Origin of the sequence: Rhizobium sp. RHZ02 (assembly GCF_014851575.1) — a bacterium.
Taxonomy (GTDB): Bacteria; Pseudomonadota; Alphaproteobacteria; order Rhizobiales; family Rhizobiaceae; genus Rhizobium; species Rhizobium altiplani.
Window position 1 is genome coordinate 1 of record NZ_JACUZX010000028.1, and the last position, 25,294, is coordinate 25,294.

General features: G+C 60.7%; 21 protein-coding genes, 1 tRNA gene, 2 pseudogenes and 1 riboswitch. Of the genes and pseudogenes, 6 read left to right on the forward strand and 18 right to left on the reverse strand.

Features of this window, described 5'->3' with window-relative positions; all coding sequences use genetic code 11:
* Nucleotides 1–173: 173 nt before the first annotated feature.
* The 3 genes from IB244_RS26410 to IB244_RS26420 are packed head-to-tail and all read right to left on the reverse strand — an operon-like array spanning nucleotide 174 to nucleotide 1,793.
* Nucleotides 174–785, reverse strand: coding sequence for a hypothetical protein (locus IB244_RS26410; RefSeq protein WP_192306222.1), 612 nt, complete (start codon nucleotides 783–785; stop codon nucleotides 174–176).
* Between the two features lie 41 nt (nucleotides 786–826).
* On the reverse strand, nucleotides 827–1,570 hold the full coding sequence (locus IB244_RS26415; protein WP_018859237.1) for a CbtA family protein: 744 nt from the start codon (nucleotides 1,568–1,570) through the stop codon (nucleotides 827–829).
* A gap of 13 nt (nucleotides 1,571–1,583) precedes the next feature.
* Nucleotides 1,584–1,793, reverse strand: a complete 210-nt coding sequence (locus IB244_RS26420) for a CbtB domain-containing protein (RefSeq protein ID WP_018859236.1) — start codon at nucleotides 1,791–1,793, stop codon at nucleotides 1,584–1,586.
* A 28-nt stretch (nucleotides 1,794–1,821) separates the two neighbouring features.
* Nucleotides 1,822–1,959, reverse strand: a riboswitch (cobalamin riboswitch).
* A 57-nt stretch (nucleotides 1,960–2,016) separates the two neighbouring features.
* On the opposite strand from IB244_RS26420, the gene IB244_RS26425 reads away from it, so the two are divergent.
* From IB244_RS26425 to IB244_RS26435, 3 genes and pseudogenes are all read left to right on the forward strand, one after another.
* Complete coding sequence (locus IB244_RS26425; protein ID WP_113471098.1) at nucleotides 2,017–2,580, forward strand: histidine phosphatase family protein; 564 nt, start codon at nucleotides 2,017–2,019, stop codon at nucleotides 2,578–2,580.
* A gap of 383 nt (nucleotides 2,581–2,963) precedes the next feature.
* Nucleotides 2,964–4,529 (forward strand): putative bifunctional diguanylate cyclase/phosphodiesterase, encoded by a 1,566-nt coding sequence (locus tag IB244_RS26430; protein ID WP_192306224.1) that lies wholly within the window; start codon nucleotides 2,964–2,966, stop codon nucleotides 4,527–4,529.
* A gap of 301 nt (nucleotides 4,530–4,830) precedes the next feature.
* Nucleotides 4,831–4,995: pseudogene (locus IB244_RS26435) on the forward strand (outer membrane protein); the annotation flags it as partial.
* Between the two features lie 88 nt (nucleotides 4,996–5,083).
* On the opposite strand, the gene IB244_RS26440 reads toward IB244_RS26435, so the two are convergent.
* Complete coding sequence (locus IB244_RS26440; RefSeq protein ID WP_192306232.1) at nucleotides 5,084–5,239, reverse strand: hypothetical protein; 156 nt, start codon at nucleotides 5,237–5,239, stop codon at nucleotides 5,084–5,086.
* Between the two features lie 12 nt (nucleotides 5,240–5,251).
* Between IB244_RS26440 and IB244_RS26445 the strand changes: the two are divergent.
* A pseudogene (locus IB244_RS26445) lies at nucleotides 5,252–5,837 on the forward strand (transglutaminase-like cysteine peptidase).
* Between the two features lie 60 nt (nucleotides 5,838–5,897).
* On the opposite strand, the gene IB244_RS26450 reads toward IB244_RS26445, so the two are convergent.
* From IB244_RS26450 to IB244_RS26470, 5 genes are all read right to left on the reverse strand, one after another.
* Nucleotides 5,898–6,158 (reverse strand): hypothetical protein, encoded by a 261-nt coding sequence (locus IB244_RS26450; protein WP_018117109.1) that lies wholly within the window; start codon nucleotides 6,156–6,158, stop codon nucleotides 5,898–5,900.
* Nucleotides 6,159–6,307: 149 nt separating this feature from the next.
* Nucleotides 6,308–6,384: transfer RNA gene (locus IB244_RS26455), tRNA-Met, on the reverse strand.
* 110 nt (nucleotides 6,385–6,494) lie between these two features.
* Nucleotides 6,495–7,694, reverse strand: coding sequence for a tRNA 2-thiouridine(34) synthase MnmA (mnmA, locus tag IB244_RS26460; RefSeq protein WP_192306226.1), 1,200 nt, complete (start codon nucleotides 7,692–7,694; stop codon nucleotides 6,495–6,497).
* A gap of 177 nt (nucleotides 7,695–7,871) precedes the next feature.
* A complete protein-coding gene (chrA, locus tag IB244_RS26465; RefSeq protein ID WP_018859229.1) occupies nucleotides 7,872–9,281 on the reverse strand; it encodes a chromate efflux transporter in 1,410 nt (469 codons plus the stop codon).
* Nucleotides 9,282–10,097 carry a chromate resistance protein ChrB domain-containing protein gene (locus tag IB244_RS26470; RefSeq protein WP_113471095.1) on the reverse strand — a complete coding sequence of 272 codons (816 nt, stop codon included), beginning with the start codon at nucleotides 10,095–10,097 and terminating at the stop codon, nucleotides 9,282–9,284.
* Nucleotides 10,098–10,398: 301 nt separating this feature from the next.
* Here IB244_RS26470 and IB244_RS26475 point away from each other — a divergent pair, with 301 nt between their 5' ends.
* Complete coding sequence (locus IB244_RS26475; protein WP_018859227.1) at nucleotides 10,399–11,607, forward strand: MFS transporter; 1,209 nt, start codon at nucleotides 10,399–10,401, stop codon at nucleotides 11,605–11,607.
* Between the two features lie 61 nt (nucleotides 11,608–11,668).
* Here the strand turns inward: IB244_RS26475 and IB244_RS26480 are convergent, their stop codons facing one another.
* Together IB244_RS26480 and IB244_RS26485 are read right to left on the reverse strand one after the other, a co-directional pair.
* Nucleotides 11,669–13,759 (reverse strand): putative bifunctional diguanylate cyclase/phosphodiesterase, encoded by a 2,091-nt coding sequence (locus tag IB244_RS26480; protein ID WP_018859226.1) that lies wholly within the window; start codon nucleotides 13,757–13,759, stop codon nucleotides 11,669–11,671.
* A 140-nt stretch (nucleotides 13,760–13,899) separates the two neighbouring features.
* Entirely contained in the window at nucleotides 13,900–14,322 is a 423-nt protein-coding gene (locus IB244_RS26485; protein WP_018859225.1) for a MerR family transcriptional regulator, read from the reverse strand.
* Between the two features lie 71 nt (nucleotides 14,323–14,393).
* Between IB244_RS26485 and IB244_RS26490 the strand changes: the two genes are divergently transcribed.
* Nucleotides 14,394–16,634, forward strand: coding sequence for a heavy metal translocating P-type ATPase (locus tag IB244_RS26490; protein WP_018859224.1), 2,241 nt, complete (start codon nucleotides 14,394–14,396; stop codon nucleotides 16,632–16,634).
* Nucleotides 16,635–16,661: 27 nt separating this feature from the next.
* Here the strand turns inward: IB244_RS26490 and IB244_RS26495 are convergent, their stop codons facing one another.
* From IB244_RS26495 to glmM, 7 genes are all read right to left on the reverse strand, one after another.
* Nucleotides 16,662–17,849 carry a transporter substrate-binding domain-containing protein gene (locus tag IB244_RS26495; protein ID WP_245268003.1) on the reverse strand — a complete coding sequence of 396 codons (1,188 nt, stop codon included), beginning with the start codon at nucleotides 17,847–17,849 and terminating at the stop codon, nucleotides 16,662–16,664.
* 640 nt (nucleotides 17,850–18,489) lie between these two features.
* The gene (locus IB244_RS26500) at nucleotides 18,490–18,648 is read right to left on the reverse strand and encodes a hypothetical protein (protein ID WP_018859220.1); all 159 of its coding nucleotides are present in this window, start codon (nucleotides 18,646–18,648) and stop codon (nucleotides 18,490–18,492) included.
* Nucleotides 18,649–18,795: 147 nt separating this feature from the next.
* Complete coding sequence (gene serA / locus IB244_RS26505; RefSeq protein ID WP_113471094.1) at nucleotides 18,796–20,391, reverse strand: phosphoglycerate dehydrogenase; 1,596 nt, start codon at nucleotides 20,389–20,391, stop codon at nucleotides 18,796–18,798.
* 86 nt (nucleotides 20,392–20,477) lie between these two features.
* Entirely contained in the window at nucleotides 20,478–21,656 is a 1,179-nt protein-coding gene (locus tag IB244_RS26510) for a phosphoserine transaminase (RefSeq protein ID WP_018859218.1), read from the reverse strand.
* A gap of 141 nt (nucleotides 21,657–21,797) precedes the next feature.
* Nucleotides 21,798–22,610, reverse strand: a complete 813-nt coding sequence (locus IB244_RS26515; protein ID WP_112646141.1) for an outer membrane protein — start codon at nucleotides 22,608–22,610, stop codon at nucleotides 21,798–21,800.
* Nucleotides 22,611–22,789: 179 nt separating this feature from the next.
* The gene (locus IB244_RS26520) at nucleotides 22,790–23,557 is read right to left on the reverse strand and encodes an outer membrane protein (protein WP_018859216.1); all 768 of its coding nucleotides are present in this window, start codon (nucleotides 23,555–23,557) and stop codon (nucleotides 22,790–22,792) included.
* Between the two features lie 181 nt (nucleotides 23,558–23,738).
* Complete coding sequence (gene glmM, locus IB244_RS26525) at nucleotides 23,739–25,091, reverse strand: phosphoglucosamine mutase (protein WP_112661269.1); 1,353 nt, start codon at nucleotides 25,089–25,091, stop codon at nucleotides 23,739–23,741.
* Nucleotides 25,092–25,294: the final 203 nt, after the last annotated feature.

The window sequence follows — 25,294 nt, forward strand, 5'->3', positions numbered from 1 at the left end:
TTGGAGTTCGGCTCGAAGACGCGGCGTCGTGCGGGCGCTGCCGTGAAGAATACTTCCCATAATGCATCCTCTTCCTGACGACTCAGGTTCAATGATGCACCATCACACTCAGGGACTACACACCTAGCGCCTTTCAGGGTCAAATTAAGGACGGTCTGCCGGAGCAGGTTTCGTCAGGGCGCGATCCACCGAAGCAGCCGCCGTCCACAATATGCCACAGCCAGCAACACCGCCGCGAAGCCGGTAACCGTCACCATGCTGCCGGGATGCAAGGGAACATTCCTCCACACCGGGCGAACGACATCCGCAGTGTTGAACGCCTCACCGCTGAACTCGCAGGTGATCAGCGCCAGACCGCGCAACACCATGCCGGCGTCGATCGCAGAGACGATGGCCTCCGCCTCGTCCGCCTCCGCGCCCATGTTGCGCATCGACAGGAGCACGGCCTTCGTTGCCGCGAGGTAGGCGTGCGAGCATTCATTGAATGGACTGGCCTCGTCGGTCACCCCGCCCGGCATCTTGCCCCAGAGACAATAGGCATGCTGGATCTGCGCATAGTTCAGCACGCGTCGGAACGGCTCGTTCGTGTCCGTGGCACGCGCCGCGAGATCAATGATCCGATCGCGATACTCCGCCATCATGACCATTTCGCCATGTGAGATCTCGGCGATCGCGATGCCGCTTTGGGAACCGCTGCTGCTCCGCTGGTGCGCGTCGGCCGCGACGGACCAAAGCTGCAGGACAGCAATCATGGCTACAAGAAAAATGGGACGCCGACTGGTCATCTCTGAGGACAGGCTCCGGATTGCTCCGGAGCCTTCTCCGATCAATGGAAGACCGACGCGCGAGCGCTGAGCCTGGGTGCGGCACCGAGCTTGCGCTCGGCCAGAGCACCAAAGGCCAGGCCAAGAACGCCCCATAGGATGGCGTGCATCCCGATCGTGGTCGTACGGAAACGCCAGAGAACCATAGCCGAATAGTTCTCCGGAACCTCGTTGATCGGCGGCAGCAGATACTGCACGAGGCCGATGAAACCGACATAGGCCAGACCTGCCGCGATTGCCGCATTCCACATACCGAACCGCGGCGTGAGGCGGCGTGCAAGCGCAATTGCCGCTACAAGCGCAGCGATCGAAACGACGATCATCAGGAAAAACAGCTCGGTCCTGACGCCAATGGTGTCGGGATTGCCGACTGCCGGCGGATTGGCCGGATATTTTATGTTGGGTACGATCACGATAGCGACAAACGCCGCAGCGGCGATGACGGCACAGGTCCCGCGGGCGCTCAGATTGCTGAACCGCCCCTGGATAAAGGCGAATACGAGGGCAAACAGGCCGCCGACAGCAATGCTGTAGGCCATTACACCGGTTAAGAGGCCAAGGCCCGCCTGCGTGGCGCGGCTGACGATTTCAGGCTCAGCAGTTTCACCCGCCGCCTGGGCGGCCGCCTCCTCGAACGCGATCGCCTGGTCGACAAGCGGCTCGCCGAAAGTATGCGCAAAGGCGAAAACGAGGACGCCAGCGACCACCCCCGCGAGCATGCCGCGAAGCAAAAGATTTCCAACCATGTCCGGAACTCCCTTAGTGGCAGGGAAAGCCGAGGAGATGCCGGCCGTCATGCACGAACTCGTGCACGTACATACCGTTGAAAAGCGCCATCGCGCCCTCTTCGGTACCGACGAAATAGATGGCGATGAGCATCAGTAGACCGCCGAAGATGGCCCAAGGCAAAAGCTCGCCAACCGGAATCGGAGCCGGTGCGGCGACGGGCGCAAAAGTAGTGTCAGACATGTATTCCTCCTGGAATGACGCGTTCAGTCGAGAATCGTTGCGTGGCAGGGTCTGACTTCCAGTCCGAGGTATCCTCATCCTGATCACAGTGGCGCGACCGCACCGGAATTTCACCGGTTTCCAAACCCACAACATCACCGTTATATCTGCCGCTTCGAACCTGTCAACGAAACTTCATGCAGCGGCGGGCCACGCTCCCCTATATCCGGAGACAACGAACGTGATGACGCGCCTTACCTGGATCTGCCACGGCCCGACGGCCGCCAACCGCGAGGCGCGCTTCCCGCAGGACGAACCGCTGAATGAAAAGGCAATCATTGCCACACGGGCAATCACCCCACGCCTGCGGCACGCCGACAGCGTCTTCGCCAGCCCGACGCTGCGCGCGCGGCAGACGGCCGGCGCGCTTGGCTTGCAGCCGGAAGTTTCCGAGGCGCTCGCCGATTGCGATTTTGGCCGGTGGGCGGGCCGTTCGATCGCCGAGATCCAGCAAGCGGAACCCGAGAACCTCGCCGCCTGGATGGCGCAACCGGAGGAAGCACCGCATGGTGGCGAGGCGATCGCTGCCGTGTGCATGCGTGTAAACGGTTGGATGCGCGAGCACTTGCAGTCCGGCGGTAACATCATCGCCATTACCCATGCGGCGGTCATCCGAGCAGCCATCATCGGCACGCTGAATGCCCCCCTGTCATCATTCTGGATTACCGATATCGAACCGCTCGCCGTCGCTCACATGACCAGCAACGGAAGCCGCTGGTCCCTGCGCTTCGAAGGACAAACCACCTAATTTTCAGGGCGATAATTTAGTCCAGCCTTACGCAAGCAATCGATGCGATAGTTTTTCGACCCGACACCGTCGGGCTGTCAATCCTTGCCCCAAGGAGGACTTTGCATGCCCTATGATTGGAGCGGCGCGCGGATGCGACGCACGCGTCTGCTACGTATGACTGGCGCCGGGATGCTTCTCCTGCTCGTCGTCAGCGTCACCCTTCTAACCAGACTTTGAGAACAACAGGCGAGCGACAAGCGCTCGCCTCGTTTTTCACCGCGGCTTTCGAGCCAGTTCACACGCCGTGATAGCGATTCGATAACAAGAAATCGCCCTTTGATTTCAACAAACGCTTCAGACTTCCATGATACATCAGCGCCCGGGTGGAGATGGAGTAAAGCATGCCGGTATTCTTCCAGAGCAGGGCCGGGAGGCAATGCTTGTTGGTCATGGCGTTGGGGGTAACGCTATGGCTCGTCGGTGCAATCCTGGAACTGGATAACTGTGTGGTCGCCTTCGTCGGCGCCTACGAAAGCTATGGTGCAGACAAGCTCGTCCTCGCCCTTGGCATCGGCGGGGCGATGAGCTTCGTCTATTCGATCCTGCGCATTGTCGATTTGCGCAAGGAGATGGAGCTGCGGGCCACCGCTCAGGCCAAGGCCGACTGGACAGCAACCCACGACCACCTCACCAAACTTCCCAACCGCTATGCGTTCGAACGGAAAGTCCTGCCGCGAAGGACGAAGACCGACGTCGAAGGTGACGAGTGGGAGCAGAACGTGACAATCTTCTCGATAGACCTCGATGGCTTCAAGAAGGTCAATGACCTTGTCGGCCACAATGGCGGCGACGCCCTTCTGATCGAGGTGGCAAAACGGATCTGCGCAATCGGAAACGCGGACTGCGTCTATCGCTTCGGCGGCGACGAGTTCGTCGTCGTTGCGCTTGGCCTCTCCTCCCGCCATGAAGAACGCTTCGCGCGTTTGCTCATTCAAGCCGTAACACGGCCCATTCACATCAACGGGTTCGCGGTCGAAGTCGGCGCCAGCGTCGGCCACGATCGCTGGGAGCAGGGTCAAGAGCCGCTCGAGGACGCGGCCCACCGAGCCGACCTCGCCATGTACGAGGCGAAGTCACGCGGCCCCAACCACCACATGGTGTTCGAAGCCTCGATGCAGGACAAGGTGGCAAAGCGCGCGACGCTGGAATCCAAGCTGCGCGTCGCAATTCAGCAAAAGGCCATCCGCCCCTTCTATCAACCGTTGATCGATCTCAAGAGAGGCACGGTCTGCGGCTTCGAAGCGCTCGCTCGCTGGACGGACGAAGAAGGCGTCGCCATTCCGCCGCCGGAGTTCATCGGCATTGCCGAAGAGACCGGACTGATCACCGAGCTTTTCGAAGACCTTCTGGCGCAGGCCTGCGGAGACGCCCTGGCCTGGGACGACCACGTTACCCTCTCCTTCAATGTCTCTCCGGTGCAAATGGAGGACAAGCTGCTGGCCTCGCGCATCTTCAAGGTGTTGTCGGCAAATGGTCTTCCGCCAAGTCGTCTGGAGATCGAGATCACCGAAAATGCCCTGATCCAGGATCCGGCGGTTGCCGCAATCATCCTGGATGAACTCCACGATGCAGGCGTTCAGATCGCGCTTGACGATTTCGGCACCGGCCACTCCAGCCTCGCCCAGCTCGCCCGCTATCGCTTCGACAAGATCAAGATCGACAAGAGCTTCATCGCCACGTACCGCGATGATGAGCGTCAGGAAAAAATCATCCGCGCCATGCTTGGGCTCGGGCGCAGCCTCAACATACAGACCACCGCCGAGGGCATCGAAGAGCATCGCCAACTCGGCCACCTGCTTCAACTCGGCTGCGATGTCGGACAGGGCTATCTCTTCGGCAAGGCGATGCCCGCCGAAGAAACGCGCTCGTTCGCCCTTGACCGTCACGAGACATTGGCCAACGGATAAGCGCTCCGCACTCCTCTCCAGTAGTCCTCTACATCAGAACTTCGTAATGGACCCGTTCAGACAGGGCCACGTTCGCTCACGCAGCATGGACCGCGATCACCGATCGGACCTAGCCCGATCGGTGCGCAAAGTGAGTGGACCCTTGTCATAGGAGAGGGATTTATCGCGCATTTTCGTATCGCTGCCGCCTCGGCGGCCTTCATTGGTCTTGCAGGGGCGGCGTCGCCCCCCGATCTTATGAGGGGGCGGCCGCGGTTGTACCAGCAGCCCCAGTTTTCACCTGGAACGGCTTCGATGCCAGTTCTCAGGGTGGACCGCCGGAGCCGGTCTCGACTACGCCTTCACGTACAACATCTTCGGGCGCGTGGAATGTCGTTACAACGACTACGGCAGCAAAGTCCTTTTGGGCATAGACACCGTTTTCAATCAGAAGGTTGTTACCGTCGGCGTTGGCTTCAGATTTTGAGACTGCTCAACGATGAAATGACCAAGCCCGGACATACGCCCGGGCTTTGCTTCTCTGAACTGAGGCTGGTCGCCGTGTAAGATAAGCCTTAGTGGTGGTTTCCACCACCCTGGTTTCCACCACCCTGGTTGCCGCCACCCTGGTGGCCACCACCCTGGTTGCCACCGCCTTGGTTGCCACCACCTTCGTTACCGCCACCCTGGTTACCGCCGCCTTCGTTACCGCCACCTTGGTTGCGCAGCACTCAGCCGATAGGATGTTTTCGACGCGGACCTTGGCAGCTTTCGCAGCGTTCACGCTTGTTTTCACAGCGTTTTCTGGTGAGAGCTATGCAGGATCCGCCCTGCGCGCATCAGGCGCCATTGGAGCGCCGATAGGCTTCCCCTCGGCTTGCACGCGCTATACTTGGCTTTGCCATGGCAACGGCGGCCACGAGATGACCGACGAGAAGGCTATGCCTTTGCTTCAAAAGGTGAACAGGCAGGTCAACGCTGGCGACGGACGCACAGACATCGGGGAAATCCGAATACTGGTCGCTTCCCATCAACAACAAAGGCGACTGCGAAGACTATGCCCTACTGAAGCTGAAAACCTTGCTGGGCGCCGGCTTTGCGTCGAACAAACTGGCGCCTTCGGTTGTCATCGATCGCCGCGGCAACAACCATGTCGTCCTGCTGGCCCGACTGAGATCCGGCGATTATGTTCTCGACAATCTTGCAGGCAAAGTAAAACCCTAGGCAAGCACGGGATATACTTTTCTGGCAAGCCAGAACTTCAACGACAGAAGCGCCTGGCAAGTAACGCTGGCCGGCCCGAGAGCGGACCAATATTCCGGAACGTAGAGCGCTGCGAGCAATTCTCCGCTTGCCGGCCGGCCGCGAGCCTTCGCGACGATGCAAGGGCTAGTGGACGGACGGGTCCTCTTCCTCCAGAAATGTTCGGATCCCCTCGCGTGCGATCGTCGCCAGGAACTCGTCAAAGGCCTCGCGATCGGTCGCGAAGGGCTCTTCCCATTCGATGAGATCCTCGTGCTGGGTCACCACTTCCATTTTCCAGTCGCCATTCGTACCCGCCGGACGGAAGATGTCGACGAGCACGGTCACGCCATCATCGGTAAACTCACCGGCAAGCTCGGAATGTTCCAGTTTCGGCTTCTTCGCCATTCTCAAATCCGATCCGTGATTTTCGCCGAGCAGTCTAAGCGACAATGATGACAACAGCGCAGACCCATGGTGCACAGGGGTAAGCAACGGAGAAAGGCCCGCAGCCAAGGTTTATGGGAAAGTCCACAGAAGAAAATGCGTCATTTGACTGGTAGCGGAGGAGGGATTTGAACCCCCGACACAAGGATTATGATTCCTCTGCTCTGACCTACTGAGCTACTCCGCCACTGGTCAACGGTGCCGTTCGCGATGCGCTCGGCCCGTGGGATGAGCGGCTTATAAGGTGCGCTTCGGCTTTGTGTCAAGCGCATGATCGAGAAAATACCACAGGCTTTTTCAGGCCGCGACCGGGCTGGCCAACAGCGCCTTCAGCGAAGCTTCCGCCGCCGGTTCGCGCTCGGAGCGTTCGATGAAACCACCGCCATACACGCGGGCGTCGTCGCCGGGTGCCGAATAGAGCGCACAGGCCTGGCCCGGCGCAACGCCAGCCTCGCCAACCGCGAGGTCGACATAGATGCCGGTCGCATCGGCATGCAAGACGGCAGGCGTCGGCGCGCGCGTCGAGCGAACCTTGGCAAAGCACACGAAGCCCTCGCCCGAAGCCGCCTCGACAAGCGGCTCGTCACCCAGCCAGTTGACATCCCGCAAATAGACGCGGTGCGTCTCCAGCGCCTCCTTCGGCCCGACAATGACCCGGCGCGAGCGGGCATCGAGATAGACGACATAGAGCGGCTCGCCGGTGGCGACGCCGATGCCGCGGCGCTGGCCGATCGTGTAGTGCAGGATGCCTTCATGCTGGCCCAGCACGCGGCCGTCGAGATGGACGATCTCGCCTGCGAGTGCCGCATTCGGCTTCAGCTTGTTGATGATGTCGGAATATTTGCCCTGCGGCACGAAACAGATGTCCTGGCTGTCGGCCTTCTTGGCGACGACAAGCCCCATCTCTTCGGCAAGCTTGCGGGTTTCTGACTTGGGCAGACCGCCGAGCGGAAAGCGCAGGTAATCGATCTGTTCCTGCGTCGTCGCGAAGAGGAAGTAGCTTTGGTCGCGATCGGCATCAGCAGGGCGATAAAGGGCGCGGCGACCGGGATTGCCGGGGGCCGGATTGGCGCGGGAGCGAATGTAGTGGCCAGTCGCCAGCGCGTCGGCGCCAAGCTCCTTGGCCGTTGCCAGGAGATCCGCGAACTTGACCGTCTGGTTGCACGAGACGCAGGGGATCGGCGTCTCGCCGGCCACATAGCTTTCCATGAAGGGGTTGATCACCGTATCCCGGAAGCGCTTTTCGTAATCCAGGACATAGTGAGGAATACCGAGCGTTTCGCAAACGCGACGCGCATCGTCGATATCCTGGCCGGCGCAGCAGGAACCGGCACGGTGAACGGCCGCGCCGTGGTCGTAAAGCTGCAGCGTAATGCCGAGCACGTCATAGCCCTGGCGCTTGAGAATGCCTGCCACCACGGAGCTATCAACGCCGCCGGACATGGCGACGACAACGCGGGTATCTTCCGGCCTCTTGTCAAAATCCAGTGTATTCACGGGTGGCTGCCAATTCTAAGCTTGTTGCGGTCCGCCCATCTGAGCCGGCGGATTTCCTGCGTCCGAGCGGGATCGGCCGCCGGACTTTCGTGGCGAGGATATAGAAAGGATTGGGGTCCGGCGCAAGAGGAAGCAAGTTTCATCACTCGCGCCGCCCTGGTTCGCAGCGCGGCTCGATCAGGACGACGCGATCAGCCTCCACGCCATTCCGGCAGCAGCACATCCAAGCAGTGTGGGGATCACCGACATCCTGAACCGGAAGATCGCAACCGCTGCGGCAAGGCTGAGAGCCAGCGACGGCAGGGCGAGCGACGACCAGACCGGCAGTTCGACCCATAGTGGACCGAACTGATGGACGCGAGCCTCGACAAATAGAAAGTGCAGACCGAACCAGATGGCGAGGTTCAGTATCACACCCACCACGGCAGCGGTGATCGCCGACATTGCACTTGCGAGCGCCGCATTTCCCCTGAGCTTTTCAATGAAAGGCGCACCGAGAAAAATCCAGAGGAAGCACGGCACGAACGTGACCCAGGTCGTCAGCATCGCCGCCAGCGTGGCTGCGGTCATCGGATCGAGGCCAGCCGGGTCGCGATAGGCGCCCATGAACCCGACGAACTGTAGAACCATGATCAGCGGCCCCGGCGTCGTCTCGGCCATGCCGAGTCCATCTAGCATCTCCGTCGGCCGCAGCCAGCCATAGTGCTGCACCGCCTCCTGCGCGACATAGGCGAGGACGGCGTATGCGCCGCCAAAAGTCACCACGGCCATTTTGCTAAAGAAGATGCCGATCTGCGTGAACACATCATCTCCGCCACGGAAGACGTAGAGCAGCAGAAGCGGCCCGAGCCAGAGTGCCAGCAACACAGCCGAGATCTTAAGCGACCACACCAGGTTTGGCCGCGCATGAACCGGCGTTTCCTCACCAAGCGCGGAGTCGGCATCGGCAAGGATGTGACCCGCCGCAGTTTTGTGGCCATTACCCACCTGGAAGAGCCTTGAACTGGATTTGGAACCGAGGAAGCCTGTTATCGCCGCCGCCAGAATGATGAGCGGGAATGGGACGTGGAGCACAAATATCGCGAAGAATGCCACTAGCGCGATAACGACCATCGCGGGATTTTTGAGCGCCCTGCCCCCGATCCGAATGACCGCTTGCACGACGACCGCAAGCACGGCGGCCTTGAGGCCGAAGAACATGCCTTCGACGGCCTCGACGTTGCCAAATATCACGTAGACGTAGCTTAAGGCCAGGATGGAGAGGAAGCCGGGCAAGACGAAAAGGATGCCGGCCACAAGGCCTCCTGCCGTCCTGTGCATGAGCCAGCCGATATAGATGGCGAGCTGTTGCGCCTCTGGCCCGGGTAACAGCATGCAGTAGTTGAGGGCGTGCAGAAAACGGTGTTCGCCGATCCACTTCTTTTCGTCGACGACGATCCTGTGCATGACGGCGATCTGCCCGGCCGGGCCGCCGAAACTCAACGCCGCCACGCGCAACCAGACGCGAAGGGCCTCGCCGAAGGAGACACCGTGACCCGTCCCGCCCGTCGTGTCGTCGGCGGGCCTGTTCGTGGCAAGATTGGTCATCTAACTTCCCTTCTTCGCCGAGGGCCAGTTGTGCGTTTCGTCGGTCGCGTCGCGGCACCATCGGTAGAAGGCATCGTAAAGGGTCATGCCGGCCTGCAATTGCTCGAGGTCATCGGCAAACATCCGCGAGAGCCCGAGCGAAGCCGCCAGCAATCCCGCTGCTTCGGGTGCGAGATCGAGCCTTGCGGTGTCGGCAGCCCGGACGATCGTCGCAAGCCTGAGGAGCGGCTGGGATTGAAGGGTGAACTCCTCCAGCATGATATCGAAGGAGCAACGCTCGCCACGATGGCTCCAGAAGACATCCTCGATGTCGAACGGTGTTGCGCCGAACCGGTCGGCGACCATCAGCACTTCAGCGGTGGGAACGAACAGGAAGACAGCCGATGGATCGACGAAGCGGCGGATCAACCAGGGGCAGGCGATACGGTCGATCTTCGGGCGCGCGCGCGTGACCCAAACCGTCCGCCCCTTCGCGTCCCGCGGCGGCAGCTTATCGTCCGGCACGGCGAGACCGCCTGCCTTGATCCATGCCTCGAACCCGCCTTCCAGTGTTTCGGCCTGCGTACCCATGACGCGAAGATGCGCGGCAACGCCGTGGCTAAGCTTGGCGCCGTGGTGGCAGACAATGACGGCCGGACCGTGGATTTCGGCACCCCACTCCTCCACATCCTTGAATGGCTTGCGGATCGATCCGGGAATGAGACGAGAATCTGCGGAAAAGTCCTCGTCATTGCGCACATCGATCAAGACAGGCGCACCCGGCGTGCCGATGAGGCGGTTCAGTTTGTCGGCTGAGATTTCGGTGAATGACGGCATCGCGCGTCCTCCGTTTTAGCGGCTTCGTTGGACGCGACTCTTCGGCTGGCGCCTCGTGGGGTGATCGCGACCCCATGGACCATATGATCCACGCGTGAATCGGCTATGTCAACATTTTCCGCCTGCTTGCGCTGCCGGCAAACAATTGAGATGTAACGATTGATCCCGCAGCGGCTAGACTGAAGTGTCCGAGCGCACGAGGAGGACGATATCACGCTAGGCTTCGGACGCTTTTTCAGGTCGCCGTCAGATTTCAAAAGCAGAAGACCCTGGCGGGTTCGTTTGTGAAAGGTAGTTCGATATGGTCGACGTTGCCGGCTCGCGACCCGCAGCCCTGCGGGCGATCCCGAAAGGCGTCTGGGCTCTCGGCTTCGTTTCGCTGTTCATGGACATCTCCTCCGAGATGATCCACGCGCTGCTTCCGGTCTACATGGTTGCCATCCTCGGCACTTCGGCATTTGCAGTCGGCGTGATCGAAGGCATTGCCGAGGCGACCGCCGCCATCACCAAAGTGTTTTCCGGAGCGCTCAGCGATTGGCTTGGCAAGCGAAAGCTGCTCGTGGCCCTGGGCTACGGAATGGCCGCGCTGACAAAGCCAGTGTTTCCCCTGGCACCGTCGCTGGGCTGGCTCGTGACCGCGCGTTTCGTGGACCGCGTTGGAAAGGGCATCAGGGGCGCACCGCGCGACGCCTTGATAGCCGACATCAGCCCGAAGGAAATCCGCGGCGCAAGTTTCGGTCTGCGTCAGTCGCTGGACACGGTCGGCGCCTTCCTTGGGCCGGCACTGGCCTTGGGTCTGATGTGGTGGACCGCCGACCACTATGCGACGGTCTTCTGGATCGCCGTCATACCGGCGTTCTGCTCGGTCGCGATCATCCTCTTTGTCGTCAAGGAACCGCCGCATGCCGACCAAGGGCGCGCTCGGGTGCCGCTCCGAGCCTCGGAACTCGTTCGACTGCCTGTGATCTACTGGCTGGTCGTTGCCGTCTCTGCTGTCTTCACCCTTGCACGGTTCAGCGAGGCCTTCCTCATCCTTGATGCTCAACAGATGGGACTTCCCGTCATGTTCGTTCCGATCGTCCTGATCGTCATGAACATTGCCTATGGAATCTCGGCTTATCCGGTAGGCGTCATGGCGGATCGTGTCGACAGGATAACCCTGCTGATGGTCGGGCTGGCGCTTCTCGTTCTCGCCGACCTCAGCCTTGCGTTTCTTCCCGGGCTGGCAGGCCTCGGGATTGGAGTACTGCTGTGGGGGTTCCACATGGGCTTTACACAGGGCCTGCTGGCGACCCTTGTTGCGGATGCCGCACCCGCCGAACTGCGCGGAACCGCCTTCGGCATCTTCAACCTGATTGCGGGTGTCGCTCTTCTCGCCGCGAGCGTGCTCGCCGGCGCCCTCTGGGATTGGGGCGGACACCAGATAACCTTTCTCGCCGGCGCAGCCTTTGCCTCGCTCGCCGGCCTTTCGCTGCTTCCGTTGAAAAGGCGGCTTAGAACTGCTTTATAAATCAGGAGCTTGCCCCGTCAGCGATCCACGCAGCAAAGCTGACACCTTCGAGGTAATGATTTCAGGAGCCGGTCGCGGCAAGCAAGGGAGAGGCTCCGCCGTAAATCAGGGCCTCCGCCTCGGCCTGTTGCATAGGCGTGCCAAGCAGGAAGCCTTGTACTTCGCTGAAGCCTTCGGCGCGCAATTTCCGTAACTGCTCTTCGGTCTCGATCCCTTCCGCAAGCGTTGTCGCGTTGAAACCAGAGCCGATGCCGACGACCGCCCGCACGATCGCCAAGTTACCCGGATCCGTTTCGATGCCGGAGACAAAGCTGCGGTCGAGCTTGATCTTGTCGAAGGCAAAGGCGCGCAGATAACTGAAGGAGGAATAACCGGTGCCGAAATCGTCAATGGCGATGCGGATGCCGAGTTCCTTCAACGCCCGCAAGAGCGGCAGGCTCTGCTCAACGTCGGCGAGGAAGACTGACTCGGTGATCTCGATCTCAAGGCGTTCAGGACGGAGACCGGTCTCATCCAGTACCGCAACAACGGTCGCAAGCAGGCTGTTGTGGCGAAACTGGCACACGGAGAGATTGACGGCGATCTTGAGGTGATCGGGCCAGGCCGCCGCCGCCCGACAGGCTTCGCGCAGCACCCACTCGCCGACCTGAATGATAAGGCCCGTCTCCTCGGCGAGGGGTATGAATTCCATCGGCGGGACCAGCCCTCGTACGGGATGGCGCCAGCGGATCAAGGCCTCGAAGCCCGCCAGACCATCGTCGTCAAGTTGCACGATTGGCTGGTAGTGCAGTTCAAACTGGCCCTTTAGCAGCGCCTCGTGAAGCTCGGCCGTGAGCATGTGCCTGCGCTCGGCTTCGAGGCGCATTTCAGGAAGATAAAAGCGATAGGTCGAGCGACCACTTTCCTTCGCTGCGTAGAGCGCAAGGTCCGCGTTTCGCATCAGGACATCGTCGTCCTCGGCGTGCTCCGGCGCAAGCGCAATGCCGATGCTGCAGGTGACGTGCTCGTCGACGCCATCAAGATCAAATGGGGCCGATAACGATCGGAGCAGCCGTTCGGCAAAGCGTTCAATGTTCTCACGTCGCTCCAGTCGGAGCAGCAGCGCAAACTCGTCGCCGCCGAGACGCGCGACGAGGTCGCCATCGGCGACAAGCTGCATCAGGCGCCCTGCGACCTGGCATAGCAGCGCATCGCCCGCGGCATGCCCTTTGCTGTCATTGATATGCTTGAAGTGGTCGACATCGAGGTAAAGCAGCGCCAGCGGGTTTTCCGTCGTGGCGACCGGTGCCTCCCGCTGGATATGATCGGCGAAAGAGGCGCGGTTCGGCAGGCCCGTCAGCGCATCGTGCATTGCCATGTAAGCGAGACGAGCCTCGACCGATCGCTCCTCGGTCACGTCCTGGGAAATGCCCAGGACATAGCGCGGCACGCCGCCGTCCGGTGCGGGCAGAGCCCGCTTGATCGTCCGCAGAATCCGCGGCGTCCCATCGGCGCGCTGCATCGTCTCTTCGAAGCTGATGGTTGTACCTGCCCCGAGAGCTCGGGAATCCTGCTCGCGAAAGATCGCCGTTTGCTTCTCCTCGAAAATGATGGAGTCGCTCTGACCGATGATACCTTCTGGATCGTGGCCGACGATGACCCCACACGCTTCGTTGAAAAGGATGTAGCGTCCGTCTTCTTCCATGTCCTTCACGAAGACGCCTACGGGCAGGTTGTCGACGATACTGTCCAGCATTGAGCGTGTATCGCTCACCTGCCTTTGGGCTGCGTTGACCTCGGTCCGGTCCTGCACGATCGCGAGGATCGCATCCCGTCCGTCGAAGCGAACCGCCCGTCCGTAGGTGAGCACTTCCAGGGTTTCGCCATTGGCCTTCAAATGCGTCCAGCGCTCCGCACGCTCCATATCCGTACGGGCCTGCACGGCATCGCGCATTCGCTTGCGCTCTTGCTCCGGCCTGATGTCGAGGACCGTCATGCGCGCGTAGTCCTGGCGCGAATAGCCGTAGAGATCGACGGCAGCATTGTTGACGATCAGGAAGCGAAGGCTGCCGGGTTCGTAGACCCACATCGGCGACGGATGGGTTGCAAACAGCGACTGAAAATCATCGTTCGGCGCATCGATCGGAGCAAATGCTTTCTGGAAACCGGTCATACTAGATCACAAGAAGTAATGGCAGCGGATCGACGGGTTATAGGTCGAAAAGCTAAACAAAAACAGAATCATAATTCGCACAAACTTTAGGCGCAACGCCTTTGGATTGTGCATTGCGGTATTTCTGCCTCCCCTCCCCATCAGTGATGGGCATGGCTGCACTGGCCGTGATCCGCCAGCACCTCGATGACACGGCACTGATCGACACGGCCGTGACCGCAGCCTTCCACCATCAGCTCCAGCTCCGCTTTCAGCGCCATCAGGCTTCGGATCCTCTGCTCGACTTCGATTAGGCGGGCCTTGGCGATCGCGTCTGCAGAGGCGCATGACTGGTGCGGGTCGTCCTGCAGGGTCAGGAGGGTGCGGATCGCCTCCACTTCGAAGCCAAGCTCGCGGGCATGACGGATGAAGGCGAGCCTGCGCAGATCCGCCGGCTCGTAGGAACGTTGGTTGCCTTCGCTCCGGTTCGGCTCCGGCAGGAGGCCGATGCTCTCGTAGTAGCGGATCGTCGGCACTTTGACGCCGCTTTTCCGGGAGGCTTCGCCGATCGTGATCGTTTTCATGATTTTCCTCTTGCACCTCTAGTCGCTAGAGGATGTAGGGAGGATGCTTCTGTCTGACAAGGAAGCGGATCATGGGTGAAACGGTCGAGAAACGTTACAGGGTTGGCGGCATGGATTGCGCCAGCTGCGCAGCCAAGATTGACACCGCCGTCCGACGCATCCCAGGTGTCGAAGACGTTTCTATCTCCGTGACCGCGGGGACGATGACTGTACGCCACGACGGCAGCAGCGATCTTGTCGCCATCGAAAAGAAAGTGACGAGCCTTGGCTATTCCGTCTCGCAGGTGACCGGAAGGATGCCAGTGGATACACAGCCGGCAGACCATTCCCACCATGACCATGACCACAGTAATCACGACCACGCGGGGCATAATCACGCAGGTCATGAGCATGTAGCGGAAAGAGTGCCTGACGCGCTGGAAGGGCTCCACGGTCACGAGGCCCCTATGGCCGGACCTTGGTGGCACAGCAAGAAGGGCCGGCTGACAATCTTTGCCGGCGCAGCCCTCGTTATAGCTTACGTCATCGGCCACCTCGTGCCGGCAATTGCGCCCTACGCGTTCATCATGGCAGTGCTCGTCGGCCTTGTTCCAATCGCCCGACGCGCAATCGTCGCTGCCTTCGCTGGCACGCCCTTTTCGATCGAGATGCTGATGACGATCGCGGCGGTTGGCGCGGTGATCATCCAGGCCAGCGAGGAAGCCGCCGCCGTGGTCTTCCTGTTTCTGGTTGGCGAACTGCTGGAAGGCATCGCCGCCGGCAAGGCACGCGCAAGCATCCAGTCGCTGGCGACCCTGGTCCCGAAACGCGCCTTCCTCGAAGAGGATGGCAAGACCCGGGAAGTGCCCGCCGAGAGCCTCGCCGTCGGTTCGACGATTCTGGTTCGTCCGGGCGACCGCATCGCAGCGGATGGCACCATCCTGTCCGGCGAAAGTGCAATCGACGAAGCGCCGGTCACCGGCGAAAGTACGCCCGTGCAAAAAGGCGTGGGCGACACCGTTTTTGCAGGTACCGTCAACGGCGACGCGGCTCTTCGGGTCAAGGTGACGGCAGCGGCGGCGGACAACACGATTGCGCGTGTCGTCCGGCTGGTCGAAGCGGCGCAGGAATCAAAGGCGCCGACGGAGCGCTTCATCGACCGTTTCTCTCGTTACTATACGCCCGGCGTCGTCGTGGTTGCCGCCCTTGTCGCGATCCTGCCGCCGCTTCTTGGCGGCAGCGCCTGGAACGAATGGATCTACAAGGGCCTCGCCATATTGCTGATCGGCTGCCCCTGTGCCCTCGTGATCTCGACCCCGGCCGCGATTGCCGCCTCGCTTTCTTCTGGAGCGCGCCGCGGTCTGCTGCTGAAAGGCGGCGCGGTTCTCGAGACCCTCGGCAAAGTCACTGCCGTAGCATTCGACAAAACAGGCACGCTGACGGAAGGCAAGCCGCAGGTGACCGATGTGATCGCGTTTGGAAAGGACGAAGGCGAAGTCCTGAAATATGCCGCTGCCCTTGAGACAGGATCCAGCCATCCGCTGGCGCTTGCAATTCTGGCGCGAGCAACCGCCGCCGAGATCACCCTCCCCGCAGCAAGCAACGCCAAGGCTCTGGGAGGAAAAGGCATCACCGGGACCGTCGAGGGCCAACCCGTATTCTTCGGGTCTCCCAAAGCCGCCAGCGAACAAATCCCTCTTTCATCGGATCAGGTCGCGCGCATCACGGCGCTCAACGACGATGGAAAAACAGTTTCGGTACTAATCGTCGGCGACACGCTGGCAGGAGCCATCGCCATGCGTGACGAACCGCGCGATGACGCCGAGCCCGGCCTTGAGAGATTAACCGAGGCAGGCATCAAGACTGTCATGCTAACGGGTGACAATCACCGTACCGCAAAAGCAATTGGCACACAGCTCGGCATCGAGGTACGCGCCGAACTGATGCCGGAGGACAAGCAACGCATCGTGACCGAGCTGAAGCGCGGCGGCCTGATCGTTGCCAAGGTTGGCGACGGCATCAACGACGCCCCTGCCCTTGCGACCGCCGATGTCGGTATCGCCATGGGCGGCGGCACCGATGTGGCGCTCGAAACTGCCGATGCCGCGATCCTGCATGGTCGCGTCAGCGACGTTGCGGCGATGATCGCGCTCTCCAAGCGCACCATGCGCAACATCGTCCAAAACATCACCATCGCGCTCGGCCTGAAGGCGGCATTTCTCGTGACCACCATCGCAGGCATCACTGGCCTCTGGCCGGCGATCCTGGCCGATACCGGCGCAACGGTGCTGGTCACCATCAATGCGCTGAGACTGCTGAAGCCGGCCAGGTAAGGGGTTAAGCAGGCACCGCTCTTTCGCTCATCGTTTTTCTCCGAGGTACTGAAAGATCGTTCGTTTCCAACGCGGATCGTGAATCGCCTGAAGGACGGCGACGTCGATTGCCTTTCGATACGGTCTGCCGAGCGGCATGGCGAGCCCGTAGCTTTGGGGCTCGAAATCGACATCCAGGACTTGCACGCTGCTGGAGAAATGCTGCTCCACAGTCCACGCTAAAAGCGGCTTGTCGTAGACGAAGGCATCGATCGATCCTGTTTCGAGCGCCTTCAGCCCGTCGGCAACCTGGGCAAATGTGCGGTGCTTGATGCGCTCGCCGTCCAGGAAGCCGATGGTCGCCGAATTGGCAAGCGTGCCAACGCGCACGCCCGGCAGATCCTCCACGCCATTGACCAGCCCGCGCATCTGCCTCGTCGTCAGTGCGGAAGTGACGCTGGCGGTGAACACGGCGATCGTGATGATCGATACCACCATCCAGATGATCGCAAGCGCCCTCCCCGCAACGGTGATCGGCCCGCGATGCCCGGTGCTTGCCTGCGTCATGGCCTCCGCGGACCACCAGATGCTCGCTCCCAAACCGCGTCCGACCGGTCCGCCGAAGTCGTCGTTGTGGCGCCGCTCGAACAGCCACACCAGTGCGCCGACCAGCAGGGAGATACCGATCAGCGCTCCCGCCGCCTGCAGGAATCCCGCTGAGATCATTGTCCGGGTGATTTCGCGCCACACCGACACGCTGTTGACCGACACAGCGATCCCCAGACCGGTATCGTAGAAGGGCTGACTGAAATCCACGCGGCGTTCGCGGTCGGCCGTGATGGTGATCGCTGCGACGGAAACATCGTAGTCGCCCCGCGATGTGGCTTCGATGAGTTTTTGAACATCGGGCTCTTCGGCGAGGCGAAACTGCAGCCCTAGCTTCTGCGCGACCTCGCGCCAGAGCTCAATGGAAATGCCGCTCCAATTGCCATCGGCATCCTTCATCGCAAATGGCGGTGCCTGCTTGGTGCCGATAACAAGTTCGCGCTGAGGGAAATCTTGCCTGTCGGTCTGCTGCGGAACCTGCCCATAGACATAGGCGCAGCCGACTGCAGTTCCACTGAAGGCCGAAAAAGCGATAAGCGCGCCCCGGATATGGCGGCCCGCAGTGCGCACCCACCCACGTATGCCAGTCGCAAACGCTGCAACGGAGACTGCCACGATACCCGTTCTCACAAGCCTCCAACTCCGAAAAGAAACGCGCGCCAAGGCTGCCTAGTCCTGGGCAACGGCCTGGCCAGCGGTCCGAAGCGAGCCACGAAAGAACGCAAATTAGAAGTACGTTACAGTAAAATTTGCGCATCGCCCGCCCTTCATACGCCTACGATTATCAAAGGCACCGGGTCAGGTACAAAACCTCTGCGTTAGTCTCGCTGCGCAATTTGCACGCAGTGGGAACATTTCGCTCGCTGGGGCGTTAACGTTGAGAGGAGGAGTAACATGACGAATGACTTCAACAGACCAAACCCAACGAATACCTCGGCGTCCAAGAGCAGGACGCTATGGATTGTTTTGGCAGCCATTGTCGTTATCGTAGCATTAGCAGCCACTTATTGGCCGAGAACACAAACCGGTTCGACCGCGACGGCACCGAACGCACCGGCTCCGACCACTTCCGAGCCGGCGTCACCGCCACCTGCATCGACTGCACCCGCGACACCGCCAGCAGCTGAGACTCCTGCCGCTCCAGCTCCTGCTGCCCCGGCTACCGAGACTCCGGCCGCCCCGGCGCCAGCCGCCCCGGCGCCAGCGAACCCGCAGTAGTCGCGAGACCGCTTGCTCAGGCGGGTTTAACCTGCAAGGCCGGCCGCTCGACTTAGTTCGCGCCGGCCTTGAGGATGCGATGCGTGCTGACATCCAGCGCATTGCCCGCTTCCCTGCCGTCCTTGGCAAGACCGTTCGCCGTGTTTGCGCAAGCTGACAGGCTGATGAGTGATGCGAGCGCAAGGCCGATAGCGACGACTGACTTTGTCATGAAAGCTCCCAAATTGGTTGTTCAACAACCGTAGAAAGAGACCGATGGTCGCCCTGGCAGTGATCAACGTGGTCGACCGAAAGACAAAACGAGAAAACCCGGCGCAGGTTCCCACGCCGGGTTTTCTCATTGCCTTGGGAGCAAAACTCAATCGACTGCGAAGACCAGCGGCTTTGCCTGGCGGATCGCCGAGTGTGCTGTCAGCTTGGCCAGAACCTCATCGCCAATCGGACCATCGACGTAAAGCAGCGCGATAGCATCGCCCCCCTGCTTGTCGCGGCCGAGCTGGAAGTTCGCAATGTTGACGCCAGCGGCGCCTAGCGTCGTACCGATGAAGCCGATCATGCCGGGTACGTCGGTGTTGGCGATGTAGACCATGTGCGAACCGACATCGGCATCAAGGTTGATGCCCTTGATCTGGATGAAGCGCGGCTTGCCGTCAGAGAAGACCGTGCCGGCGATCGAACGCGTCATCGTGTCGGTCTTGACGGTGAGCTTGATGTAGCCGTCGTAGACGCCGGTTTTGTCACGCTTGACCTCGGAGAGCACGATGCCCTTTTCCTTGATCATGATCGGCGCCGAAACCATGTTGACGTCGGCGACCTGGTTGCGAATGAGGCCGGCGAGCAGAGCCGAGGTCAGCGCCTTGGTGTTCATCGTGGCCGTCGCGCCATCGTACAGGATCTCGATTTCCTTGATCGGATCTTCCGACACCTGGCCGACAAAAGCACCGAGAACGTCGGCAAGCCGGATAAACGGCTTCAGGATCGGTGCTTCTTCAGCAGTGATCGACGGCATGTTGATGGCGTTGGAGACCGCACCCTTGACGAGGTAATCCGACATCTGCTCGGCGACCTGAAGGGCGACGTTTTCCTGTGCTTCCGTGGTCGACGCACCCAGGTGCGGCGTGCAGACGACGTTCGGCAGGCCGAACAGCGGGCTCTCCTTGGCGGGCTCGACCTCGAAGACGTCGAAGCCGGCGCCGGCGACGTGGCCGGACTTGATGGCTTCTGCGAGCGCTGCTTCGTCAACCAGGCCACCACGGGCGCAGTTGATGATGCGAACGCCGGGCTTCGTCTTGGCGAGGTTTTCCTTGCCGAGGATACCGCGGGTCTTGTCGGTCATCGGAACGTGCAGCGTGATGAAGTCGGCCTTGGCCAGCAGCTCGTCGAGCTCAACCTTCGTGACGCCCATTTCCTGCGCGCGCTCGGCCGACAGGAAGGGATCGTAGGCCAGAACATGCATGCCGAGGCCGATAGCCTTCTTGCAGACGATGCCGCCGATGTTTCCGGCGCCGATGACGCCGAGCATCTTGCCGGTGATTTCGACACCCATGAACTTCGACTTTTCCCACTTGCCGGCCTGCGTCGATGCATCGGCCTGGGGCAGTTGGCGGGCAACGGCGAACATCAGCGCAATGGCATGCTCGGCCGTGGTGATAGAGTTGCCGAACGGCGTGTTCATGACGATGATGCCTCGCTTGGAGGCGGCCGGGATATCGACGTTATCGACGCCGATGCCGGCGCGGCCGATGACCTTGAGATTGGTCGCAGCGGCGATCAGCTTTTCCGTCGCCTTGGTGGCGGAGCGGATGGCGAGACCATCGTAGTTGCCGATGATTTCGGAGAGCTTGTCCTTGTCCTTGCCGAGCTGCGGCTGGAAATCGACTTCGACGCCACGATCACGGAAGATCTGGACAGCGGTTTCCGACAGTTCGTCGGATACGAGAACGCGAGGTGCCATTGCGGGGCTTCCTTCAAAAAGTTCAGCGATGGATGAAATCAGGGATACGAGGCTCCGCCCGTTCGGCGGAGCCGGATGCTATCAGCTCAGGCAGCAGCCTGGGAAAGCGTCGCCTTCTGGGTCGCGAACGCCCAGGAGAGCCACGGCATCAGCTTCTGCATGTCGGCAGTCTCGATCGTGGCACCTGCCCAGATGCGCAGGCCCGACGGTGCATCGCGATAGTGGCCGATGTCATAGGCGACACCTTCCTTGTCGAGCAGGCTGACGACGCCCTTGGCGAAGTTCGCCTGACCATCGGCGTCGAGCGCCAGAACGTCCTTGTCGACGATCTTCAGGCAGACGGACGTGTTGGATGCCGTCTCCGGCTTCACCGCCAGGTTGGCGATCCAGTCGTTGGCAGCAACGAAGTCCGCGATTACCTTGGCGTTGGCATCGGCGCGGGCCATCAGGGCCTTGAGACCGCCGACTTCCTTCGACCAGAGCAGTGCATCGATATAGTCCTCGACGCAGAGCATGGACGGCGTGTTGATGGTCTCGCCGCTGAAGATGCCTTCGATCAGCTTGCCACCCGAAGTCATGCGGAAGATCTTCGGCAGTGGCCAGGCCGGCGCGTAGGTGAGCAGACGCTCGACAGCGCGCGGAGACAGGATGATGACGCCATGTGCGCCCTCGCCGCCCAGAACCTTCTGCCAGGAGAAGGTGACTACATCGAGCTTGGCGAAGTCGAGATTCTGTGCGAAAGCGGCCGAGGTGGCGTCGCAGATCGTCAGACCCTTGCGATCAGCCGGAATGAAATCGGCGTTCGGAACGCGAACACCGGAGGTGGTGCCGTTCCAGGTGAAGACCACGTCGCGGTCGAAATCGATGGTGGAAAGATCCGGCAGCTCGCCGTAGCCAGCTTCGATCTTGCGGACGTCTTTCAGCTTCAGCTGCTTGACGACGTCGGTAACCCAACCAGCGCCGAAGCTTTCCCAGGCGACCATGTCGACGCCGCGCTCACCGAGCAACGACCAGAGGGCCATTTCGACGGCGCCAGTGTCGGAAGCAGGAACGATACCGATGCGATAATCCGCCGGCACTTCCAGAACGTCACGGGTGAGATCAATGGCCTGCTTGAGCTTCGTCTTTCCGATCTTCGCGCGGTGCGAACGGCCAAGAGCCGCATCGGAAAGGGCTTCGAGCGACCAACCGGGGCGCTTCGAGCAAGGGCCAGAGGAAAAATGAGTATTGTTCGGACGTACGTCCGGCTTTGCGGTCTTCGCCATGTGCTATCCTTCCAGATAGATAGCTCCTCGTTGGGGAGGAGTGTCCCGCCGCCGTCGTTATAGGGCGGTGGGATCGAAGTCAAGCAGCCGCTGTCGCTAGGAGAGAGATTTTTAGCGTATGCGCGTCATTGCGCCGCGGACTTACCAGCCAGCGATCCGCAAGCCGACACGGATTTCGTATCGCGTCAGTCCGTCGTCGCGACCGCTTGATCCCGAAGGACCCGTAAACATGCTGCCGCCGGCAATGTCGGAGAAGCGGTAGCCGACATCGATCTTGATGGTATCCGTGACCTCATAGCTGAGGCCGGCCATCAGCGCATAAGTGAAGCGCCAGCTGCTTTCGCCATTGAGTTCTTGCTGGGAGAACGCCGCTCCCGAGCAGGTCGAAGCACCATCCGTGCACGCGGGTTGCGCATGCACGTTCCCCCATTTTACATTGGTCGCCCCGATCCCGGCACCGACATAAGGGGTGAAACCGGCAATCGTCGCGAGGTCGGCATAGCCGTTCGCCATCACGCCATAGGCCCGAAGATCGCCGCGCGCACCGAAGGCGCAGCCGGTTCCGACGGCTGCGGATGCAGCACAAGGCAAATCGGTGCGGGCTGTGCCGGTGAACTTGCTTTTGAAAAAGTCGCCCGTGAAGTCGGCGCGCCAGATGTCGGTGAATTGATAGCCGATACCGGCACCGCCTGAGATCGGCCTGGAAAAACGTGCCGGATCGAATTCGCCGCCAGCAGTGGCGCCCCCTGCGTCAGTAAAGCGGTAGGCCGGCGCTTCGTTTCCTGTCCACGGCGCATAGCCAAGATCACCGCGAAGATACCAGCCCCTTGCCGATGCATCGCCGGCAATGGTGACCTCGGGTGCCTGCGTAATCGGGGGTTCCTCCGCCATCGCCGGACCGCCGAACAGAGCGAAGCTTGCCGCCGTGGCGCGGATGATGGTGGACGATTTCATTGCAATTCCCGACCGGGCAGAGAAATGCCCGCATGACTGACCATCCGGGCATTATTCCAACCAGATGCTAACGCGCGGTTAACTATGTTTGTTAACTTCGATCGGGGACGGGGAGAAACGAAAAAGGCGGCCCTGACGGCGGCCGTGAAGTCGAAGCGCTCGCAACAATGGGGTGTCGGCTATTGCAGCGAATAGCGCAGGCCGAGTTTGAAATCGTGCGAGGTAATGTTGTCGAAGTGCATCGGGCCGGTGTTCACCGTGTTGTCGTAGGAACGGAGCGGGCCGGTTTTTGCGTCGCCAAGATCGACGTAGCTATAGCCAAAATCGACGGTGAGGCGATCTGTCACTTGATAGCCGATACCGGCATGGAGCGCCCAAGCAAAGTTCCAAGTGGATTCACTGTCACCATAAGCAACGCCTTGGGTCGGGACGTTGACATCCCTGAACCGAGAGATCGTGTTGCGTGAGGCACCGATGCCGGCGCCGACATAAGGCGTAATGCCTTCCCATGTGCCGATGTCGACATAGGCATTCGCCATCAACAGCCATTCCGATTTGGCAGCATCGTAGTCATTCGTACCATCCCAGACGGGTCCCGTCGCATCGGTATGACCGTAACGATCGAGCGCGGAAAAATCGGTCTTGCCGCGATACTGAACGATCGCATCGCCGCGGAGCCACTGGTTAAATTGATAACCGACGCCCAACCCACCGAGCAGGCCACTGTCAAATGAGCCCTCATCCGGAAATTCGTGGAGTTCCACGTCGTCAAACAATTCGTGCTGCATACTGCCAAGACGCTGGTTAGTCATGCCCAAGTCCCCGCGCAGGTACCATCCGCCGAAGGCGGGAGGGGGCGGAGGAGCCGGATCGACATAAAGATCGGCAGCGAGAACCGGGCCACCTGCCGTCAACGCCGCAGCCAGGGCAATCAAAAATCTCTTCATAGTATGCTCCAGAAACAATCGATGCCCGGGCGTGCGTCATTCGACCACGCCCGGCTTTTATTCATCCCGGAGTCTTACAAATTAGAGTTAATGTCAGATTAAATTCAGAAAATCTTTAGCATGATCTTGCGCACATGGCCGGACGCCGAAACAATGCCCGCCATGTTCACAAATACGGACGTCACGCGGCGTCGCGCGCACCACCGATTATACCAACCAGATCATTGACGATGCGTTCGATCTGGCCGCGGTCATCGCCTTCAGCCATGACCCGGATCAGCGGTTCGGTGCCGGACGGGCGGATAACAAGGCGGCCGCTATGACCGAGCTCGGCTTCTGCATCGGCGATTGCCTTCCGCACACGGGCGTCTTCAAGCGGCTTGCCGCCGGAAATGCGCACATTGCGAAGGAGCTGCGGCACTGGCTCGAAGCGGCGGCAAACTTCGCTCACCGTCTTGCCGGTCCGCTTGACCGCAGCAAGGATCTGCAATGCGGCCACTAGACCGTCGCCCGTCGTACCGTAGTCCGACAGCACGATGTGACCGGACTGCTCGCCACCGACGTTGTAGTTGTGCTGGCGCATGTGCTCGACGACATAGCGGTCACCGACCATCGTGCGTACGAGGCCGAGGCCCTTATCCTCGAGGAAGCGCTCCAGCCCGAGATTCGACATCACCGTCGCAACGATACCGCCGCCGCGAAGCTGCTGGCTTTCGGCAAAGCTCTCGGCAATGACAGCCATCAGCTGGTCGCCGTCGACAACAGCGCCGTTCTCATCGATGATGATCACGCGATCGGCGTCGCCGTCGAGCGCAATGCCGATATCGGCACGGACTTCATCGACCTTCTTCTGCAGAGCAACCGGGCTGGTCGAGCCGCAATTGAGATTGATGTTCGTGCCGTTCGGCTCGTTGCCGATGGTCACGACGTCGGCGCCGAGTTCCCAGAGAACAGCGGGCGCCACCTTGTAGGCGGCTCCGTTTGCGCAGTCGATCGCGATCCTTAAGCCTTGTAGCGTGACGTCACGCGGCAGCGTGCGCTTGGCATGCTCGATATAGCGGTCGTGCACGCCGTCAACACGCTTGGCGCGGCCGATGTCGTCGGCTTTGGCAAGCTGCGTCGAGAGATCCTTTTCAAGCAGATCCTCGATCTGCGATTCCAGATCGTCCGACAGCTTATAGCCATCTGGCCCGAATAGCTTGATGCCGTTGTCCTGGTAGGGATTGTGGGACGCCGAGATCATGACGCCGATGTCGGCGCGCAAGGACCGCGTCAGCATCGCCACGGCTGGCGTCGGGATAGGACCGAGAACAAAGGCATCGACGCCCGCAGCAGTGAAGCCTGCGACCATCGCGTTTTCGAGCATATAACCAGAAAGGCGGGTGTCCTTGCCTATGACAACGCGATGACGGTGGTTGCCTCGGCGAAAGATCGTTCCGACTGCAATCCCGACCCGCATCGCAAGGTCGGGTGTCATTGGGAACACATTGGATTGACCGCGAATACCGTCTGTACCGAAATAGCGTCTTTTCATATGCACCCCTGTGCCTTAGCGCGCCTTCAGGCTGCGCATTATTACTTGCAAAAATCACGTCGCCACGGGCGAATGTCGTTACAAGAGCTTCGAGTGAAGCCTCCCTATGTCACCGGCATGACATAAATCGCTGTCACCATCACGTAAATTCGCGAGAAAACCCATTACATCGCGTTACCGACGCGAAAGGCCGGAGTCCAGAC